The organism is Vogesella oryzagri, assembly GCF_040148885.1.
In the GTDB taxonomy this organism is placed as follows: domain Bacteria; phylum Pseudomonadota; class Gammaproteobacteria; order Burkholderiales; family Chromobacteriaceae; genus Vogesella; species Vogesella oryzagri.
On record NZ_JBEFLD010000004.1, the window covers coordinates 402,000 to 421,137 of the forward strand.

Here is a 19,138-nt window from a genome sequence, read left to right on the forward strand (position 1 = left end):
GCCAGTCATACGGGGATTACACACGATGAAAATTGCCATTATTGGCGGTGCCGGATTTATCGGCAGCTACATCGCCGAACACCTTGCCCGCGACGGCCATAGTCTGGATATCGCCACCCGCAACCGCGAGCGGCACCGCGAGGCGTTCCTGCACCTGCCGACGGTGGAGCTGGTGGAATGCAATGTGCACGACCCGCAGCAGCTGCGCGCCTTGCTGGTCGGGCACGATGCGGTGATCAGCATGGTTGGCATCCTGCATGGCAGCCGCACCGCGTTCGAACGCGCCCATGTCACGCTGGTGGGTAATATCGTCGCCGCCTGCCAGCAGCTGGGCATCCGCCGCCTGCTGCACATCAGCGCCCTGGGCGCCGCGGAAAACGCCCCCAGCGACTACCAGCAGACCAAGGGCAAGGGCGAGGCACTGGTGCGGGCCAGCGGCCTCGACTACACCATTCTGCGCCCGTCGGTGGTGTTTGGCGCCGGCGACAGCTTCCTCACCATGTTCGCCACGTTGGCCGCCACCGCGCCACTGTTGCCGCTGGGCGGCGCCGACACGCGGTTTTCCCCGGTGTGGGTGGACGACGTGGCCCGCGCGATGGCCGCCTGCCTGCGCAAACCGGCCACCATCGGCCAAACGCTGGACCTCACCGGCCCCGGCACCTACACCCTGCGCCAGCTGGTGGCGTACGCGGCCACGCTGAGCGGCCATCCGCGCACCATCATCGGCCTGCCGGAAAGCCTGGCCATGCTGCAGGCCACGCTGATGGAGTGTCTGCCCGGCCCCACGCTGCTGAGCCGCGACAACGTGCGCTCGCTGCGGGTGGACAACACCAGCAGCCAGCCCTTCCCCAGCGACTTGCTGGGCTTTGCACCCGCGGCGCTGCAAAGCGTCGCCCCGCTGTATCTGGGCAACGCCGGCTTCAAGCGCCAGCTGGATGGCTACCGTGCCAAGGCGGCGCGCCGATGAAGTGCTACATCGTTGGCGGCGCAGTACGCGACCGCCTGCTGGGGCTGCCGGTAAAGGACAGGGATTGGGTAGTAGTGGGCGCGACGCCGCAAGCCATGCTGGCCAAGGGCTTCCGCCCGGTGGGTAAGGATTTCCCGGTGTTCCTGCACCCCAGGACGCAGGAGGAGTACGCGCTGGCGCGCACCGAGCGCAAGGTTGGCCGCGGCTATCACGGCTTTACCTTTCATGCTGCGCCGGACGTGACGCTGGAAGAAGATCTGATCCGCCGCGACCTCACCATCAACGCCATTGCCGAGGACGACGACGGCAGCCTGATCGACCCCTACGGCGGCATCGCCGATATCCGCGCACGCGTGCTGCGCCATGTCAGCCCGGCGTTTGCCGAGGATCCGGTGCGCATTCTGCGGCTGGCGCGCTTTGCCGCCCGCTTTGACTTCAGCGTGGCGCCGGAGACCATGGCGCTGATGCGGCAGATGGTGGCCGCTGGCGAGGTGGATGCGCTGGTGGCCGAGCGCGTGTGGCAAGAGCTGGCCAAGGGGCTGATGACCGACACCCCGTCACGCATGTTTCTGGTGCTGCGCGACTGCGGCGCGCTGGCGCGGCTGCTGCCGGAGGTGGACGCGCTGTTCGGCGTGCCGCAGCGTGCCGACTACCACCCGGAAATCGACACCGGCGATCACGTGATGCGGGTGCTGGACTACGCGGCGGCCAACCAGCAGCCACTGCCGGTACGCTTCGCCTGCCTGTTGCACGACCTGGGCAAGGCATTGACCCCGCCGGAGGTGCTACCGCGCCACATCGGCCACGAACAGCGCGGCGAGAAGCCGCTGCTGGCGCTATGCGAACGGCTGCGGGTGCCGACCGACTGCCGCGATCTGGCGCGCATCACCGCGCTGAACCACACCAAGGTGCACACCGCCTTCCAGTTGCGCGCCGATACCGTACAGCGCCTGCTGCGTGATTGCGACGCACTACGCCGGCCGGAGCGCTTCACCCAGATGCTGGCCGCCTGCCTGGCCGATGCCCGCGGCCGCCTGCACTTTGAACACGCCGACTACCCGCAGGCCGACTACCTGGCCGCCATGTTGGCCGCAGCCGCCGGCGTGGATGCCGGCGCCGTGGCCCGTGACTGCAGCGACAAAAAAACCATCCCGCAAGCGGTGGACGCCGCCCGGCTACAGGCGCTGTCGGCCTGCAAGCAGCAATGGGATGCCCGCCAATGAGCTATCGCAGCCTGCCGGTTACCCTGCTGCGTGGCGGCACCAGCAAGGGGCTGTTCTTCCGCATGGACGCGCTGCCGACCGACACTCCGGCGCGCGAGCGGCTGTTGCTGCGCGCGCTGGGCAGTCCGGACCCGTACGGCAAGCAGATCGACGGCCTGGGCACCGGCATCTCCACCACCAGCAAGGCGGTGCTGATCGGGCCGTCCAGCCAGCCGGATTGCGATATCGACTACCTGTTCGGCCATGTCTCCATTACCGATGCGCTGGTGGATTGGTCCGGCAACTGCGGCAACCTCAGCGCCGCCGTGCCGTTGTTTGCCCTGCAGCAAGGCATGGTGGCAGGCGTGGCCGCCGACGGCCCGGTCAGCGTGCGCATCTGGCAGGCCAATATCGGCAAACGCATCATTGCCGAGCTGCACATGCAGCACGGTGAGCCGGTCTGGTGGGGCGACTACCGCATCGACGGCGTGGCTTTTCCCGGCGCGCCAATCCGGCTGCGCTTCCTGGACCCGGCCGGCGGTGCCAGCGGGCGGCTGTTTCCCAGCGGCCAGGCATGCGATCTGTTAACGCTGCCGGATGGGCAACAGTTGGCCGCCACCCTGATCGACGCCGGCAACCCGACCGTGTTTGTACGCGCCGCCGACTTCGGCCTAGACGGCGAAGAGCGTGGCGACGAGCTGGATGCGGACACGCTGCAACGACTGGAGTGGGCGCGCTGTGCCGGCGCGGTACGCATGGGGCTGGGCAGTGACCCGCGGCAGATCAGCCGTGAACGGCCGGCAACGCCGAAAATCAGTTTTCTGTCGCCAACCCGCAGCGCCGATTGCGCGCTGACCGCCCGCATCCTGTCGATGGGGCGGCTGCATCATGCCTACACCGGCACCGGCGCCATCGCCCTGGCTGCCGCGGCCGCCATCGACGGCACACTGGTGGCCGAGCTGTGCGGCGGCAGCTGGCGCGACAAGCCACTGTGCTTCGCCCATGCCAGTGGCAGCCAGACGCTGTCGACAGTGCTCAGCGGCGAAGACGGCCGCTGGCATATCGCGGAAGTGGTCATGACCCGCACCGCCCGGCCGCTGCTAAGCGGCACGCTGTATGTACCGGATTAAGCGGTGCACAAAACAATGCGGCCAACCTTGTACAGGTTGGCCGCATTGTTTGCATCGCCGGTGTGTTAATCGCTGAAGCTGAAATTACCGCTGGCGTCGCGGCGCGGCTGCAAGGTCACGGTGAAATCCGGAAACAGGCCACGGCGCACATGCCAGGTAAGCAACAGGGTCAGCACCGCCAACAGCAGCAGCCATAGATTGAGCAAACCACCGGCCAGGGCCTGCTCCAAAAGCTGTGGCAGACGAATCAGCGTGTACAGCAGGTATACATTGAACGCCGCGGCCAGATAGCGTGAAAAGCCGGCGGCAAAGGCGATCGGCACCAGCGCATAAAACAATGCCATCCACAAACTGGCGCTGCCGCCCAGCAACTGACCACCGGCGTAGCCAGCAAACAGTGCCAGCAGCGCCTGCAACACCATCACCACGATCAACGCACGGTTTTTCGGCAGCAGCTGCGTCTTGCGCGCCGGACTGGCGCTGGCCGCCAGCAGATAGGCCAGCTGGGCATCATTGCCGGCACTGCCGCGCAACTCGGCATAAATCTCCTGCTTGGCACGCCCCGCCTGCAGCAGGGTGGCGATACGGTGGGAAAGTTCGGCATTCTGCATGATGTTCTCCGGCAATAAGGGCGGCATTGTGCCATGTGCCACGGCTTTATGGCGGCAAAAAACGGGCATGCCGACAAGGACAACTGGATAAGTAATCGGCGGCAGATTATATAGAATCAATTGTTATTCGATATGGAGCCATCATGCCCAGTCACGTCCTGATCGCGGAAGACAGCGGCAGCCAGCGCGCCATCTTGGCCGCATTGTGCCAGCAGCTGCCAGATGTAGAGGTGCACGAAGCACCCGACGGACGCTGGGCACTGCAGCGGGCGCGCCAGCTGCCGCAACTGGATCTGGTGGTCACCGACCTGAACATGCCTGGCATGGACGGTATCGAGCTGATCGAACAGCTGTCGCGACTGGTGCAGATTCCCACCCTGCTGCTACTCAGCGGCCACGTGCCGGAGCTGCTGGCCGGCTGCATGCGTGCGGCAGAAGAGCTGGGCTTTCCCGCCATCGCCTATCTGGCCAAGCCCATCGATGTGGACGTGTTTCAGAGCGAAGTTCAGCGCCTGCTGCTGGCGGCCAAACGCCCACCCAACCCGGAGCGCGCCATCCCGCTAGCAGAGATTTTCAGCGGATTGGCGCAGAACCAGTTCTGCGCTTTCTTTCAGCCCATCTACAGCCAGACGGAGCAACGCGCGGTGCAGATCGAAGCGCTGGCACGCTGGCAACATCCGGCCTACGGCATCATTGGCCCCGGCAGCTTTATCGACCGCCTGGAACACGAAGGCTTCATCGTGCTGCTGACGCGCCGTATCGTGCAGACCAGCCTGGATTTATTGGCGCGCGACCCGTGCGCGCAGGATCTGCGACTGTCGATCAACCTGTCGCGCAGCCTGCTGGAGGACGCGGATTTTTTCGACTGGCTGGTCGGCGAGGTAGCATCCCGCGGGCTGTCACCGCAGCGCATCGTGCTGGAAATCACCGAGACCATGGCCTTCAGTGACATGGGGCATACGCTGGTAACCTTGCTGCGGCTGCGCATGCGCGGCTTCGAGTTGTCGCTGGATGACTTCGGCACCGGCCACACCAATCTGGAGCAGCTGAAAGAGCTGCCGCTTACCGAGCTGAAGCTTGACCGCAGCCTGATTCGCGGCATTCACCATTCGCCGCGCAGCCAGAGCATCCTGGATGGCATCATCCGCATCGGCCGCGAGCTGTCGCTACGCATGGTGGCCGAAGGACTGGACAACAGCCACGACCTGGCCTATCTGCAAGGCCGCTACCCGGATCTGGAGCTGCAAGGCTTTCTGCTCAGCGTACCGGTCAGTGCCGGTGAGCTGTCGCAACACCTGGGGCTGGGCGAACAGGACAGCAGCGCACAGGCCTGAGCCAATACCTGTTTGCAGGCATTAGCCCGCTTCACGCTTATTGCGGCGCCAGTCCCACGGCGCCTGCGGCGTGGTTTGCTGCCACAGCCCCAGCCGATCATGCTCCGCCTGCTGCTGCGCCGCTTCATAGCGCGCAAAATCGCTGCCGCTCTGGGTTTTCTGCGCATATTGCCGGTAGTGCCAGGCATAGCCCTGCTGCACCAGCAGCAGGTTGATGTCCTGATCCTGACGCCACACGCGGCCAACGTTGCGGCCATAACGATCCTGCTCGATTACCTCCACCCGCACTGCCTGGTGAAACACCTGCTCGGATAAGGCCTGGCGTGCACGCTGACCATACGGCTGCGCCTTCTCAGGGGCATCGATAAACGCGAAGCGCACCTTGTGCTGTTGCTGGGCGGCATCTAGTACTGTCAGCGTATCGCCATCGGCGATCGCCACCACCGTTCCCTGCAGCTGCGCCCCTGTCTGCGCTCCACCGCCGGGTTGCGGCCACAGCCATGCCGCCAACGCGGCCAGCAGCACCAGTGCAGCCATAAATTTGCGTAGCGGGCTGGCATTGGAAAACAGGGTATTGATGGCAGCCAGCTGGCGACGATTGATAGACATGGGAGGTCCGGACAGAACGGTAAAATGAAACACGGCCCGCAGGCCGTGTGTGTATCAGCTTTCCTGCTGCAGGCGTCGTGGTCGCCACAGCACATCGCTAACGTTGGCCGCAGCATTGAGATGGCGCGTCAGGATGAACAGCACGTCGGACAGCCGGTTCAGGTACTGCCGCGGCAGCGCCGGCAGCGTGGTCTCTTCTTCCCCCAGCGCTACCACACTGCGTTCGGCCCGACGGCACACGGCACGCGCCTGGTGCGCCAGTGCCGCCGCCTTGCAGCCGCCGGGCAGGATGAACTCTTTCAGCATTGGTAAATGCTCGTTCCAGCTGGCGGCCTGTTGTTCCAGCATGGCCAGTTGTGTCTCCTGCAGTGCCTGATAACCCGGCACGGCCAGCTCGGAACCCAAATCAAACAGGTCGTGCTGCACCTCGGCCAGAAACGCATCCACCTCGGCGGGAATGCTCTCGCAGCGGATCAGGCCGACGATGCAGTTAAGCTCGTCTACTTCACCCAGCGAATGAATACGCGGCGAATGCTTGGAAACACGGCTGCCATCGCCCAGGCCGGTAGTGCCGGCATCGCCGGTGCGGGTAATGATGCGGGATAAACGGTGACCCATCAGTTGTCCTTGCTATGCCGGGGCGCCACTTCGTCGAGTGCTTCGCGTAGCGACTCTTTCAGCGACTGTGCCAGCATCATGTCAAAATCTTCTTTCATCTGTTGCATGACGCCGGAAATCAGCGATTTCGCCTGCTGCTCCAGCGCGTCTTGCATCCACAAGGTCAGTTCGACCTTCATGCGCGGCAACACCCGCGCATACAGCGCCTCGATCAGCGCGTCTTCATTCACATTACCGAGCGCCGAACCGGCCGCCAACGGCGGCGTTACCGACTCGACGCGAATGTCGGCACTGTCGACCGGCAGCGGCGTTGGCGCCATGGTAAACGGCGGCTCAACCGCCGGCGAAGGCTCGCTGCTTTCCGGCACCGGCTGGCGGCGCGAACGCATCACCATCGCCTCTGGCTCCAGCGCCATTGCCGGCGGACGCTGCGGCGCTTCCGCATGCAGGTCGCGCGCCCAGTCCAGCTCTACGTCGCGCTCGTCGGCGCTGCTGCGCAGCTGATCGCGCAGCGGCCAGGCTTCACCACCGGGCAGACGCTCGGCGGCGGCGCCCAGCTGGGCCGCCGCAGTTGCCGCAGCCGCGGTGCTGGCCAGGCCCAGGCCACCACCCAGCACCCCGGTCGGCAGACTATCCAGCGAGATGGTCTGCAACGGTGGTGCGGCATGCACACGCGGTGCATCCGGTGCCGCATCCAGCGTGGACCAGTCAGCGACTGCCTCGACGGTCACTTCAGCCGCGGACTCAAGCGGCGGCTCGTCTGCTGCCGGCAAAACCTGCTCCGCGCCGGCAAGACTGTCGGCCAGCACTGGCGCAAGCTCGGCCTCGGCTTGTTGCGGCCAAGCTTGCTCATCGTCGAGCGGTACTTCCGCTTCTGGCTGCCAATCGGCCGCATCCAGCGGCGCGGCGGCCGGCGATGTCGACATTGCGGGCGAGGCAGTCGGCTCCTCCGGCTCGGCTGACGCCATCTCTTGCGGCCAACCATCATCGTCGGCCAGCGAATCAGCCACGTCGGTTAATACCGGCACCGCCGCCGGTGCTTCCGGCACCTCCGACGGCAATGCCGCTGACATTGACACTACGGCTTCCACCGCCGCCTCGAGGCTCGGCAGGGCGGCATCCCCCTGTGGCGCCAATGATGCGGCGGTTACTTCCGGCTGTGCCAGCGGCTCCGCCAGCCAGTCCGGCACCATGGGTTCCCCCAGCGACCAGTCCGCATCGGCGGCAAGTACAGCATCTTCCGCAATGGCCGACAACGCCGCCGACTCCGGCAACTCGGCAACGGCGATAACCTCACCCGGCTCGCCAGCCTCAAGTTCGCCAGACATGGTCGCTTCCACCGCAAACGCGGCATCGACTGGCAGTGCCTCTGCGGCGACAACCGTGTCATCCCACGGGGCCGCATTGGTCGAGCTTGCCGCGTCAAGGTTGGCCGCATCGTCTGCCAGCTCAGTCGCAACCGGGGTTGCCATCTGCGGCGCCTCGCCAACCGTTACGGCCGGCTGCAACGCAGCCAGGAAATCATCCATCGACACGTGGTAGCTGCCGTCAACCTCGGGGGGCGGCACGACGGCTTCCTCCGCCAACAACGGCGGTTCTGCGGCCAACACGTCGGAAACGACCGGCGGCAGCACCTCGTCGGCGGGTTCCGGCAGTTGCGGTGGCTGCCAGCTGTCGGCCCATACCGGGTCGGGCTCGGCAGCCGGAATCAGCGTACCGTCAGTCACCACGTTGGCCGCAGCATCGGCCGCGCCGGCGACCAGAAACGCGTCGACAGGCAGATCCGGCATTTCTGCCGGCGCCGCAAACTGGTCCAGCTGTGCCGTCAGCACAGCCACGGCGGTCTCGTCATTGTCCACGCAGTACGGCTCGGCGGCGGCATCGCCCTCGGGTAAGACCGGCTCGAAACGCGCGCGGGCAAACAGGGCGTCGAGCCCGGCCTCGGCCGATGCCACCGGCGCCGCAGCCTCGGCGGCATCCAGCAGAAAGGCAAAATCCGTGTTCTCTGCCGCTTCGCCATCGCTGTCCGCCGCCATGGCCATGCCCGGCAGCACATCATCCAGCGTCAGCTCACCCGGCAGGTCTACTTCCAGGTCCAGCGACGGCAGGCTCTCGATCAGCTTGCTGGCATCCAGAGTCGGAGCCTGGCCGGCAGCACTGCCGGCGACCTCGCCCAGCACGTCATCCAGCGACAACTCGGGCGGCAGTTCCAGTTCAGGGACATCTTCGGGCGGCAGGCTGCGTGCCAGCTCGTCCAGTTCGGCGCTGAAATCAAAAGCCGGCACATCCAGGGTGCCGACATCTTCGTCGTCCACCACTTCGGTCAGTACCGGCAGGTTCTGCAGATTCCAGTCGCTTGCGCTATGTTTCGGATCGGTCATGCCACATCACTCATGTTGTGATGGTGAATGTCAAAGCCCAGGTCGAGATAGCGGCGGTAACGCTGACGCGCCACGGCCTTGGACGCCTCGTCCTGGCCCACCACTTCCAGAATACGGGTAAATGCCGCCGGATCGGCAGGCATATCGGGAGACAGATTCAGTAGCACCCGCCCGGCAGCGGCCTCGGGGAACTCCCCTGCGGCCAACCAGATCGGCGTCATCCCGGCTTCGGGCTGCTGCCACTGACAATGCGGGATAAAGGAGACATCGCCGAACGACCACAGTGCCTGGCTGAACGCCTGCAACGCAGGCTCATCCGGCAAAGCGATCAGCAGCGACTCTCCCTTGCGGTACACCGTTTGCGCTGCCCGGCAGGCAAAGTGCCGGGGCTGCGCAACGTGGGTGTAGAAATCAATCCGCGTCATCTTCTGCCGCTTCGACTACTTCGCGGCGAGGACGGCCACGACGCACGACGTTACCCAGCGCGATATCGGCACGATCCTGCAGGAATTGCACCAGCATCGGCACCGGACGACCGGTGGAACCTTTGTCCTTGCCGCTGCGCCAGGCGGTGCCGGCGATATCCAGGTGCGCCCAGTCGAAGGCCTTGGCAAACCGCGACAGGAAGCAGGCGGCGCTGATGCTGCCACCCGGACGGCCGCCGATATTGGCCATGTCGGCAAACGGGCTCTTCAGCAGCTCCTGGTATTCGTCCCACAACGGCATGTGCCAGGCGCGGTCGCCAACTTCTTCGCCCGCCTGCCACAGCTCCTTGGCCAGGCCATCCTGGTTGCTGTACAGGCCGGTCGCCACATTGCCCAGCGCAATCACGCAGGCGCCGGTCAGGGTGGCAACGTCCACTACGGTAGCCGGGTTGAAACGCTCGACATAGGTCAGCGCATCGCACAGCACCAGGCGGCCTTCGGCATCGGTATTCAGCACTTCCACCGTCTGGCCGGACATGGTGGTCACGATGTCGCCCGGCTTCAGCGCACGGCCGGATGGCATGTTTTCGCAGGTGGCCACCACGCAGATCAGGTTCAGCGGCAGCTTCATTTCCACCGCAGCGCGGAAGGCACCGAGCACGGCGGCGGCGCCACCCATGTCGTACTTCATTTCGTCCATGCCCTCGCCCGGCTTCAGCGAGATGCCGCCGGAGTCGAAGGTCAGGCCCTTGCCCACCAGCACCAGCGGACGGTCACCCTTGTCCTTGGCACCCAGGTGCTTCAGCACCACAAAGCGGGCTTCTTCTTCGCTACCCTTGGCCACCGACAGGAAGGAGTCCATCTTGAGTTCGGCGATTTCTGCCGGGCCCATCACCTCGGCCTCGGCGCCGAAGGACAGCGCCATTTCACGTGCGGTTTCAGCAAGGTAGCTAGGGGTGCAGATATTGCCCGGCATATTGGCCAGATCCTTGGCCAGCTTCATGCCGGCCGCGATGGCAAGGCCGCGGCCCAGGCCACGTTCGCCATCGGTCAGGTCACTGCGCCGTGGTACCGCCAGGGTGAACTTGCGTGGTTCCTTGGTTTCTTCCTGGCGCGACTTGAAGCGGTCAAAGCGATACAGCGCATCCTGGGTTACCACGGTTGCCTGCTCGATCATCCACTCCACGTCGTGCTTCTTCACGTGCAGTTCGGTGAGGTAGCTCACCACTTCGTTGGCTTGGGTGCTGGCCAGCGCTTTTACCGACGCGCGAATCGCCTCGCGGTATTCCTTGGCGCGGAAATCGCGCTCCTTGCCCAGACCCACCAGCATGACGCGGTCACACAGGGTGTGCGGCACGGAATGCAGAATCAGGGAAGAGCCCAGCTTGCCATCCATGTCCCCACGCTTGAGGACGTCAGCGATGAAGCCATTGGAGATGCGATCCAGCAGATCGGCAGCAAAAGACAGTTTGCGGGTTTCGTAAACGCCGACCACAACGCATGCTACGCGCTGCTTCTCAGGGCTCCCGCTTTTAATGTTAAACTCCATAAGACGCTCCACCGTGTGTGTTGGGTTCTTCAAGGCGCATTCCTGCAGGCTTGTGGCCCACTCGGAACCGGCCGCCAAGCCACGATTCCTGGCCGGCAATCAATCGATTGAAACCTTTCCAATTATCACTACCCTACCGACGGATTGTCAAAACAGGCCCGTTTTTATGCTTTTTCAAAAAAGCCTCAGCCGCGAGCTGACTTATACCAGTATCGGCGTTTTTTCCGTTTTATTTGCGATATTACTCTCCACCCAGACCATTAACATGCTGGGACGGGCGGCCCAGGGCCTGATTGCCAGTAATGCCATTTTTGCCCTGATCGGCTTCTGGTCCATCGGGTTTTTCCCGGTGCTGATGATTCTGACAATTTTTGTCAGCGTCATCGTGGTGCTGACCCGCATGTCGCGCGAGCAGGAAATGGCGGTCTGGATGGCCAGCGGCAAGTCGCTGACCGACTGGATCGCTCCGGTCATGCGCTTTGCCCTGCCCCTGTGCCTGCTGATTGCCGCCGGCACTACCATCGTCGAGCCGTGGGCGACACAGCGCAGCAAGGAGTACGCCGAGACCATGAAACAGCGCGAAGACATGACCGCGCTGTCCCCCGGCATCTTCAAGGAATCGCAAAGCGGCGACCGCGTGTACTTCATTGAAAGTTACTCGGTGCTGTCCGGCGCCACGCGCAATGTGTTCGTACAGGTCACCCGTAACGGTGAGGTATCGTCCATTTTCGCCAAGGAAGGCCAAGTCAGCACCGACGAAGAGGGTAACCGCATCCTGATACTGCAGGATGGCCGCCGCTATACCGGCGAGCCCGGCAATGGCAACTTCGAGGTACTGGAATTCAAGCGCTACACCGTCAAGATCACCGAGGCGGGCCAACTGGCGCGCCCGACAATCGACAGTGAGAGCCGGCCGACGCTGGAACTGCTTGGCAGCAGCAATCCGGCCGACAAGGCCGAGCTGGCCTGGCGTCTGTCACTGCCACTGTGTGGCCTGATCCTGGCGCTGCTGGCGATTCCGCTGAGCCACTACAACCCGCGCTCCGGCCACGCCTACAACCTGATCTTTGCGCTGGGCGCCTATCTGCTGTACCAGAACCTGCTCTGGCTGCTGCGCGACAGCATTTCCAGCGGCAAGATTCCCACCGCGCTGGGCATCCTACCCGCCCACTTGTTCATGCTGGCACTGGCATTGCTGCTGCTGCACTACCACAACCGACCGGCCCGCCCCATGCTGCAACGCCTGAAAAACCTGTTGCGGAGACAATCCGCATGAAGCTGATCCGCAACTATCTGCTGCGCCGCTTTACCGCCGCCACCGTCTTTGTGCTGATCAGTCTGCTGGGCCTGTACGGTTTCTTCGATGCCATCCAGCAGCTGCCCAGCCTGGGCAAGGGCAACTTCCATGCCGGCACGCTGATTACCTATGTGCTGCTGCAGGCGCCTGGCCATGCCTATGAACTGATGCCGCTGGCGGTACTGATCGGTGCCATGGTTGCCATGTCGCAACTGGCAGGCAGCTCGGAATACACCGCCATCCGCACCAGCGGCGTGTCGCTGCGCAATATCGCCAGCACCAAGCTGCTGTTCGGTGGCGTCATCGCCATCATCGCCTTGCTTCTGGGCGAATTCGGCGCCCCCTATGCCGAGCAGCAGGCGGAACGGATCAAGCTGCACGCCACCCACTCGCTGGTGGCGCAGGAATTCCGCTCCGGCCTGTGGGTCAAGGACGACAACAACATCATCAACATCGGCGAGATGCTGCCGGACAACACCCTGCTCGGCATCCGCATCCAGACCTATGACAAGGACTACCGCCTGACGCGCATCCGCTATGCCGAGCGCGCCCAGTACCTGCCGGACAGCCAGGAGTGGCGACTACAGAACGTGCGACAGTCCGATCTTGGCGCCGACAGCGTCAAAGTTGGCCGCATCGCCGAAATGAACTGGCACTCCATCCTGCAGCCAGAACTGCTGTCGGTACTGCTGGTGGTGCCGGAACAGATGTCGGCGCTGGACCTGATGACGTATATCGAGCACCTGCGCAACAACAGCCAGAAAACCCAGCGCTACGAGATCGCACTGTGGAGCAAGCTGTTCTATCCGCTGGCCTGCATCTCCATGGCCATGGTGGCACTGGCCTTCACCCCGCTGAACGGCCGCCATAACGACCTGGGCATCAAGCTGTTTGCCGGCATCTGCATCGGCATCGCCTTCCACTTCAGCAACCGGCTGTTTGGGCACATGGGCCTGCTGTACAACTGGAATCCGATCATTTCGGCCACCCTGCCCACCCTGCTGTTTCTTGCCGCAGGGGTGGCCGCCATCTCGCGACAGGAACGAAGATGAGCTCCGACAGCCGCAACGCCCATTGCAAACGCTGGCGACAGGCCCTGCAGCAAGGGCGTGAGGCGCTGGCCGCCGACTACCGCACCAGCCGCAATGCCCGCGACTACCTGCTGCGGCATGGCCAGCTGGTCGACGGCATCATCCGCTCGGCATGGGAAGTACTGGGCATGGGGCAGCGCGCGGCCCTGCTGGCGGTAGGCGGTTACGGCCGCGGCCAACTATTCCCGCACTCCGACATCGACCTGTTGCTGCTGCTGCCGGAAGCCACCTCGCAAAGCCTGAACGGTTTCGTCGAAGACTTCATCGGCGCGATGTGGGACATCGGCCTGGAGGTCGGCCACAGCGTGCGCACGGTGCAGCAGTGCCTGAGCGAAGCGGCACAGGACATTACCGTCGAAACCACGCTGCTGGAAAACCGCCTGCTGGCCGGCAACCCGGCGCTCTATCAGCAGCTGAATGCCGCGGTGGAAAAACATCGCGACCCGCTGGCGTTCCTGGAAGGCAAGCTGCTGGAACAGCAGCAGCGCCACACCAAGCATTTCGGCGTCACCAGTAACCTGGAACCCAACGTCAAGGAAAGCCCGGGCGGCCTGCGCGACCTGCACACCATTCTGTGGATCAGCAAGGCCATCGGCGTGGGCCAGAACTGGGACTCACTGACCCGCAACGAGATTCTCACCCCGTCGGAAGCACGCCTGATCCGCTACAGTGAACGCCAGCTGGAGCAGGTCCGCATCGACCTGCATCTGGCGGCGCGGCGCCGCGAAGACCGGCTGATCTTCGATCTGCAGCAGCAGGTGGCCACCATGGGCGGCCTGAGCGACAACAAGGCCAAGCGCGCCAGCGAACAGCTGATGCAGCTGTATTACAAATCCGCCAAGAACGTCAGCCAGCTCAACGGCATCCTGCTGCCCAATCTGCGCGCGCGCCTGCTGTGCGACGTGCCGCGCACCACCCAGCAGCTGGACCAGCACTTCTACAGCGTCAACAACATGCTGGGCATCTACGACAGCGACGTGTTCGACCGCGAGCCAGCCACCATCCTGCTGGCCTTCCTGCACATGCAGCGCCACAGCCTGAACGGCATGGCACCACGCACCTTGCGCGCGCTATGGCATGCCCGCCGCCAGATCAACGAGCGCTTCCGCCACGACCCGCAAAACCTGCAGCTGTTCATGCAGCTGTTCCGCGAAGGACGCGGCCTGACCCGCACCCTGCGGCGCATGAACCTGTACGGCGTGCTGGGCAAGTACTGGCCGGCGTTCGGTCGCATCATCGGTCAGATGCAGCACGACCTGTTCCATGTCTACACCGTGGACGAACACATCCTGATGGTGGTGCGCAACCTGCGCCGCTTCGCGGTGCCGGAGTTCAACCATGAATACCCGCTGCTGTCACGACTGATTGGTGATTTCGACAAGCCAGAGCTGCTGTACATCGCCGGCATGCTGCACGACATCGCCAAGGGCCGTGGCGGTGACCACTCGCAGCTGGGCATGGCCGACGCGGCGCAGTTCTGTGACACGCACGGCATTGCCGGCGACGACCGCGAGCTGGTGATCTGGCTGGTGCAGCACCACCTCACCATGTCCAGCATTGCGCAAAAACAGGACATCTACGACCCGGCTACCATCCAGCAATTTGCCGACCTGGCCCGAAATCCGCGCTGGTTGGCCGCACTCTACATCCTGACGGTGGCCGACATTCGCGGCACCAGCCCCAAGGTGTGGAATGCGTGGAAAGCCAAGCTGCTGGAAGACCTCTACCACGCCACGCTGCGCACGCTGACCCGCGGCGGCCAGATCAATGCCGACTCCGAACTGGAAGAACGCAAGACCGCAGCCCGCAAACTGCTGCGCCTGAACACTGTGCCGGAAGGCGCCGAACAGGCATTCTGGGCGCAGCTGGACATGGTGTACTTCCTGCGCCATGAACCGCGCGAGATCGCCTGGCACACCCGTCTGCTCAATCGCTGCCTGCACACCACCGAGCCGGTAGTGCGCGCCCGCCTGCTGGACGACAACAAGGACGGCCTGCAGCTGCTGGTCTACACCCCGGACCAGCCGGAGCTGTTTGCCCGTATCTGCGCCTTTCTGGGCCGCCACAACTACAGCATCGCCGACGCCAAGATCTACACTACGCGCCACAACTACGCGCTGGACACCTTCCATGTGTTCCTGCCGGAATACCACGACAGCAACTACCGCGACCTGATCAACTTCATCGAGTTCGAACTGGCCGCCACGCTGCAGCGACAGGACCCGATCCAGCTACCACCCAAGGGCCGCCTGAACCGCCACCAGAAGCACTTCCCGATCCGCCCGCAGGTGCTGATCCGCCCGGACGACAAGGGTCGGCACTATGTGCTGTCGATCACCGCTGCAGACTCCCCCGGGCTGCTGGCCCGCATCGCCAAGGTGCTGTCCGATTACCGGGTCAGCGTCGATTCGGCCAAGATCATGACACTGGGTGGACGGGTGGAAGACTCGTTCTTGCTGTCGTCCGCCTGCCTGGGAGACGACAGGACCCTGCTGGCGCTGGAAAACGATTTGATCAACAGCCTGCGCATCTAGACCCGCCATGCTCTATTTCGAAGACCTTACCCCCGGCCTGCGCTTTCACACCGCCAGCGTCACGCTGAGCGAGCAGGATATTCACGCCTTTGCCCATCAGTATGACCCGCAGTATTTCCATACCGACAACACCCGCGCCGAGGACAGCGTGTTTGCCGGCCTGGCGGCCAGCGGCTGGCATACCAGCAGCCTCACCATGCGTCTGGTGGTGGAAAGTGAATTTGGCCGCAGCGTCGCCAATGGCCTGATCGGCATGGGGGTCGACAAGATGCGCTGGCCGCGGCCAACCCGGGCCGGTGACACGCTGCAGGCCAGCGTGGAAGTGCTGTCGGGGAAACGTTCCGGCTCGCAGCCGGACTTTGGCGTGGTGAAACTGCGCTGGGTTACGCGCAATCAGCAGCAAGAAGAAGTGATGTCATTGGAAACGGCGATCTGGGTGGCGGTGCGCCAGCCCTGATCGTCGTCAGTCAACGGTTGCCGCTCAGCGGCCGTTGTTGTGCCACTTGCGATAATCGCGGGTGAGCTTGTCCAGATCGGATGCGGCCAACTCCAGGTGCTGCGAACTACCCAGCACTGCATCCGCGGTGGCGACATTCTGTTCGCCCAGCATCGCCAGCTGCTCAACCGAAGCAGCCACCTGATGCACCGACGAGGACTGCTGCGCCATCTGCTCAACCAGCGTGTGCGCAAACTGTCGCGCCTGATCGGCGATCTGCAGCAGATTCTGCAGATGCTCGCCCGACTGGCGAATCTCGTTGCTGACCTGTCCCACCTCGATAACCGACTGGTCCATATTGCCGCTGACGCTGTCGGTGATGGCCACGATATGCTGCACGGTCTCGGTAATGCCATCGGTGGCCTGCGCGGTGCGCTCGGCCAGCTTGCGCACTTCATCGGCCACCACGGCAAAGCCACGCCCCATCTCGCCGGCACGCGCCGCCTCGATGGCGGCATTCAGCGCCAGCAGGTTGGTCTGCTCGGCGATTTCATGGATCAGGTCGGTCATGCTGCTGATCTTGCCCATCGCCTGCTCCAGCTGCAGCAAGTCGGCCTTGGAACGATGCACCGAATCCACCGCCTGCACCGCGGCGTCTGCTGCCGTCTGCATCACCGCCTGCCCGGTGGTGGCTGCCTGCCGGGTGGCATCCGCCCCCTGCTCGCTTTGCTCAGCCATGGCCGCCACCTGCGCCACGCTGCCGCTGATCTCCTCCATGCTGGTGCTGATGTGATGCAGGCCAGTGCCCTGCTCACGTGCCCGCGCCACCAGGCCTTCCACCTCGCCGCTCAGACTGCGCGCCTGCTGATAGGTCAGGCCACCAGCAGACAGGCTGTCGGCCACCAGCGCGCGCTGATGCAGACGCAGCCCCTCCAGGCTATCCATCATGGCACCCAGCTGCCCGCCAAGATGGGTACGCAGCGGGTGCTCCAGCCGCCCTTCCGACAGGGCCATGAAACCATGGTGGATGCGTTCCATCACAACGCCTTCACGATGACGCCACCAGTAGGACGCCGCCCCCAGGCCCACAAAGCTGACCCCGCCAACCACCTGGCGCACCACATCGGCCAACCCCGGGCAGACTGCCGCAAACAGCAGCCCGGCACTGAAGATACCGGTCAGCACGAACCCGGCGCGACCGGAATCCGGGCGCTTGAGCAGTGCCTTCAGCGTCGACGGCATCGCCTCCTGCTTGTTGCGCAACTGCTGGTAAAACGCTTCGGCCGCCGCGATTTCATCGCGCTTGGGCGTGCTGCGCACCGAAATATAACCAATCAGCTTGCCATGCTCGGTCAACGGCGTGACATAGGCTTCCACCCAGTAAAAATCGCCACTCTTGGCCCGGTTTTTTACCAGCCCGCGCCACGGCTTGCCTTCCTTGATGGTGTCCCACAAATCGGCAAACGCCTCTGGCGGCATGTCCGGGTGACGTACGACATTGTGATTGCGGCCCAGCAGCTCTTCTTCGCTGTAGCCACTGATATCGATAAAGGCGCGGTTGGCGTAGGTAATGGCGCCTTTCAGGTCGGTCTTGGTAACAATCGGGCGGGCAGGATCAAGAAACAGTTCGTTGGCCGTTACCGGCATATTGATTTTCATAATGGTTTCTTAATGATGTGTGCGTGTTGACGGCAAGATTATCAAACAACGCTAATCAAGCCCACTGCTAAATACGGTGTTTGCTTGGGTATAGCGAAGGCTGCCGCGCTTTCCAACCAACTGCATCTGGCGGGCATCCAGTGGGCATTGTCAGCATCATGCCAAGACCGACAAACTGCGGTTTCATTATTGCGACCTGCCGACGTGCAGCGGCGACGGCGCGTAAGGACAAAGGTTGGCCGCATGCGGCCAACCTTTTATCGTTTAACGGGCCACGATAATCATTTCCACCGCGCGCAGCGCCAGCAAATCCTTGCCGCCGGCGTAGCTGATCGACGACTGCAGGTCTTCTTTCAACTCCACCAGCAGCCGCGCCATCGAGCCCTTGTATTCGACCAGAATCTTCTTGCCCTCGACGTTCTTGTATTCGCCTTTATTAAACTGCGAGGCGCTGCCGAAGTATTCCTTGTAGTGCTTGCCATTGATTTCGACGATCTCGCCGGCCGACTCGTCGTAACCGGCAAACAGCGAGCCGGCCATCACCATGCTGGCGCCACATGCCAGCGCCTTGGCCACATCGCCATGCTCGACGATGCCGCCGTCGGCGATCACCGGCACCGTTACCGCGGCGGCGCAATCACGCACGGTGGAAATCATCGGGCGATGAAAGCCGGTCTTGTTCTTGGTGATGCACACCCGGCCGCCGGCAATGCCGGCCTTGATCGCATCGCAACCCCAGGCCTGCAGATCGCGCGCAGCATCGGCGGTGGCGATATTGCCGCCAATGAGAAAACTGCCCGGAAACTGCTGCTTGACGTGGCGAATCATGCGCTCTGCCTTCACGCACCAGGCATTGGCGACGTCCAGAGTGATGTACTCGGGCACCAGCCCGGCAGCCTGCAATGCGGCCAACTGTTCCAGCGTATCGTCGTTTACGCCGATGCTGATCGAGGCAAACAGGCCCTTGGCCTGCATGTCACGCACAAAGCCCACGATGTCCATATTGAAACGGTGCATGGTGTAAAACCAGCCATGGCGGGCGAAGTATTCGCAGGTTTCGGCATCCACCACGCTCTTCATATTGGAGGCGTACAGCGGCATGTCAAAGCGGCGTGGCCCGAACTGGATTGCGGTATCGCACTGCTTGCGGCTGTCGACGACGGTTTTCCGGGGTACCAGATAAACATCGCCGTAATTGAGTTCGGTGTTGAACATGTGTGTGCTCCAAGTGTATTCAGGGTGGCATGCCGCCGTTCCGGAGTAGCGACATAAAACTGGGGGCCCCAAATAAAAAG

General features: G+C 63.5%; 16 protein-coding genes. 8 read left to right on the forward strand and 8 right to left on the reverse strand.

Annotation, left to right across the window (positions count from 1 at the left end):
- The first annotated feature begins 25 nt into the window (after window positions 1-25).
- Genes ABNW52_RS09655 through ABNW52_RS09665 form a run of 3 tightly spaced genes read left to right on the forward strand, consistent with a single transcriptional unit; the run spans window position 26 to window position 3,299 of the window.
- Window positions 26-967, forward strand: coding sequence for a complex I NDUFA9 subunit family protein (locus ABNW52_RS09655; protein WP_349586918.1), 942 nt, complete (start codon window positions 26-28; stop codon window positions 965-967).
- Entirely contained in the window at window positions 964-2,190 is a 1,227-nt protein-coding gene (locus tag ABNW52_RS09660) for a multifunctional CCA addition/repair protein (RefSeq protein ID WP_349586920.1), read from the forward strand. Before ABNW52_RS09655 ends, ABNW52_RS09660 begins: the two co-directional genes overlap by 4 nt.
- Complete coding sequence (locus ABNW52_RS09665) at window positions 2,187-3,299, forward strand: 2-methylaconitate cis-trans isomerase PrpF family protein (RefSeq protein WP_349586923.1); 1,113 nt, start codon at window positions 2,187-2,189, stop codon at window positions 3,297-3,299. Before ABNW52_RS09660 ends, ABNW52_RS09665 begins: the two co-directional genes overlap by 4 nt.
- Before the next feature lie 65 nt (window positions 3,300-3,364).
- On the opposite strand, the gene ABNW52_RS09670 is transcribed toward ABNW52_RS09665, so the two are convergent.
- On the reverse strand, window positions 3,365-3,910 hold the full coding sequence (locus tag ABNW52_RS09670) for a hypothetical protein (RefSeq protein ID WP_349586926.1): 546 nt from the start codon (window positions 3,908-3,910) through the stop codon (window positions 3,365-3,367).
- Between the two features lie 143 nt (window positions 3,911-4,053).
- Here ABNW52_RS09670 and ABNW52_RS09675 point away from each other — a divergent pair, with 143 nt between their 5' ends.
- The gene (locus ABNW52_RS09675) at window positions 4,054-5,244 is read left to right on the forward strand and encodes an EAL domain-containing response regulator (protein WP_349586929.1); all 1,191 of its coding nucleotides are present in this window, start codon (window positions 4,054-4,056) and stop codon (window positions 5,242-5,244) included.
- Window positions 5,245-5,265: 21 nt separating this feature from the next.
- Here ABNW52_RS09675 and ABNW52_RS09680 read toward each other — a convergent pair whose 3' ends face one another.
- The 5 genes from ABNW52_RS09680 to ABNW52_RS09700 are packed head-to-tail and all read right to left on the reverse strand — an operon-like array spanning window position 5,266 to window position 10,826.
- Window positions 5,266-5,853, reverse strand: a complete 588-nt coding sequence (locus ABNW52_RS09680) for a thermonuclease family protein (RefSeq protein WP_349586932.1) — start codon at window positions 5,851-5,853, stop codon at window positions 5,266-5,268.
- A 54-nt stretch (window positions 5,854-5,907) separates the two neighbouring features.
- Window positions 5,908-6,471 (reverse strand): cob(I)yrinic acid a,c-diamide adenosyltransferase, encoded by a 564-nt coding sequence (locus tag ABNW52_RS09685; RefSeq protein ID WP_349586935.1) that lies wholly within the window; start codon window positions 6,469-6,471, stop codon window positions 5,908-5,910.
- The gene (locus tag ABNW52_RS09690; RefSeq protein ID WP_349586938.1) at window positions 6,471-8,852 is read right to left on the reverse strand and encodes a hypothetical protein; all 2,382 of its coding nucleotides are present in this window, start codon (window positions 8,850-8,852) and stop codon (window positions 6,471-6,473) included. Before ABNW52_RS09690 ends, ABNW52_RS09685 begins: the two co-directional genes overlap by 1 nt.
- Window positions 8,849-9,277, reverse strand: a complete 429-nt coding sequence (locus tag ABNW52_RS09695) for a DNA polymerase III subunit chi (RefSeq protein WP_349586940.1) — start codon at window positions 9,275-9,277, stop codon at window positions 8,849-8,851. The genes ABNW52_RS09690 and ABNW52_RS09695 overlap by 4 nt, the downstream gene beginning before the upstream one ends.
- On the reverse strand, window positions 9,264-10,826 hold the full coding sequence (locus ABNW52_RS09700) for a leucyl aminopeptidase (RefSeq protein WP_349586942.1): 1,563 nt from the start codon (window positions 10,824-10,826) through the stop codon (window positions 9,264-9,266). The genes ABNW52_RS09695 and ABNW52_RS09700 overlap by 14 nt, the downstream gene beginning before the upstream one ends.
- Window positions 10,827-10,992: 166 nt before the next feature.
- Between ABNW52_RS09700 and lptF the strand changes: the two genes are divergently transcribed.
- From lptF to ABNW52_RS09720, 4 genes are read left to right on the forward strand one after another with little or no spacing between them, the layout of a single operon-like run.
- Window positions 10,993-12,102 carry an LPS export ABC transporter permease LptF gene (gene lptF / locus ABNW52_RS09705; protein WP_349586944.1) on the forward strand — a complete coding sequence of 370 codons (1,110 nt, stop codon included), beginning with the start codon at window positions 10,993-10,995 and terminating at the stop codon, window positions 12,100-12,102.
- On the forward strand, window positions 12,099-13,175 hold the full coding sequence (gene lptG, locus ABNW52_RS09710; RefSeq protein WP_349586946.1) for an LPS export ABC transporter permease LptG: 1,077 nt from the start codon (window positions 12,099-12,101) through the stop codon (window positions 13,173-13,175). Before lptF ends, lptG begins: the two co-directional genes overlap by 4 nt.
- Entirely contained in the window at window positions 13,172-15,748 is a 2,577-nt protein-coding gene (locus tag ABNW52_RS09715; protein WP_349586948.1) for a [protein-PII] uridylyltransferase, read from the forward strand. Before lptG ends, ABNW52_RS09715 begins: the two co-directional genes overlap by 4 nt.
- 7 nt (window positions 15,749-15,755) lie before the next feature.
- Window positions 15,756-16,205: a MaoC family dehydratase gene (locus ABNW52_RS09720; protein ID WP_349586951.1), complete on the forward strand. Its 450-nt coding sequence runs from the start codon at window positions 15,756-15,758 to the stop codon at window positions 16,203-16,205.
- Between the two features lie 24 nt (window positions 16,206-16,229).
- Here ABNW52_RS09720 and ABNW52_RS09725 read toward each other — a convergent pair whose 3' ends face one another.
- Window positions 16,230-17,843, reverse strand: a complete 1,614-nt coding sequence (locus ABNW52_RS09725; RefSeq protein ID WP_349586953.1) for a methyl-accepting chemotaxis protein — start codon at window positions 17,841-17,843, stop codon at window positions 16,230-16,232.
- Between the two features lie 264 nt (window positions 17,844-18,107).
- Window positions 18,108-19,058, reverse strand: coding sequence for a GMP reductase (locus ABNW52_RS09730; protein ID WP_349586956.1), 951 nt, complete (start codon window positions 19,056-19,058; stop codon window positions 18,108-18,110).
- Window positions 19,059-19,138: the final 80 nt, after the last annotated feature.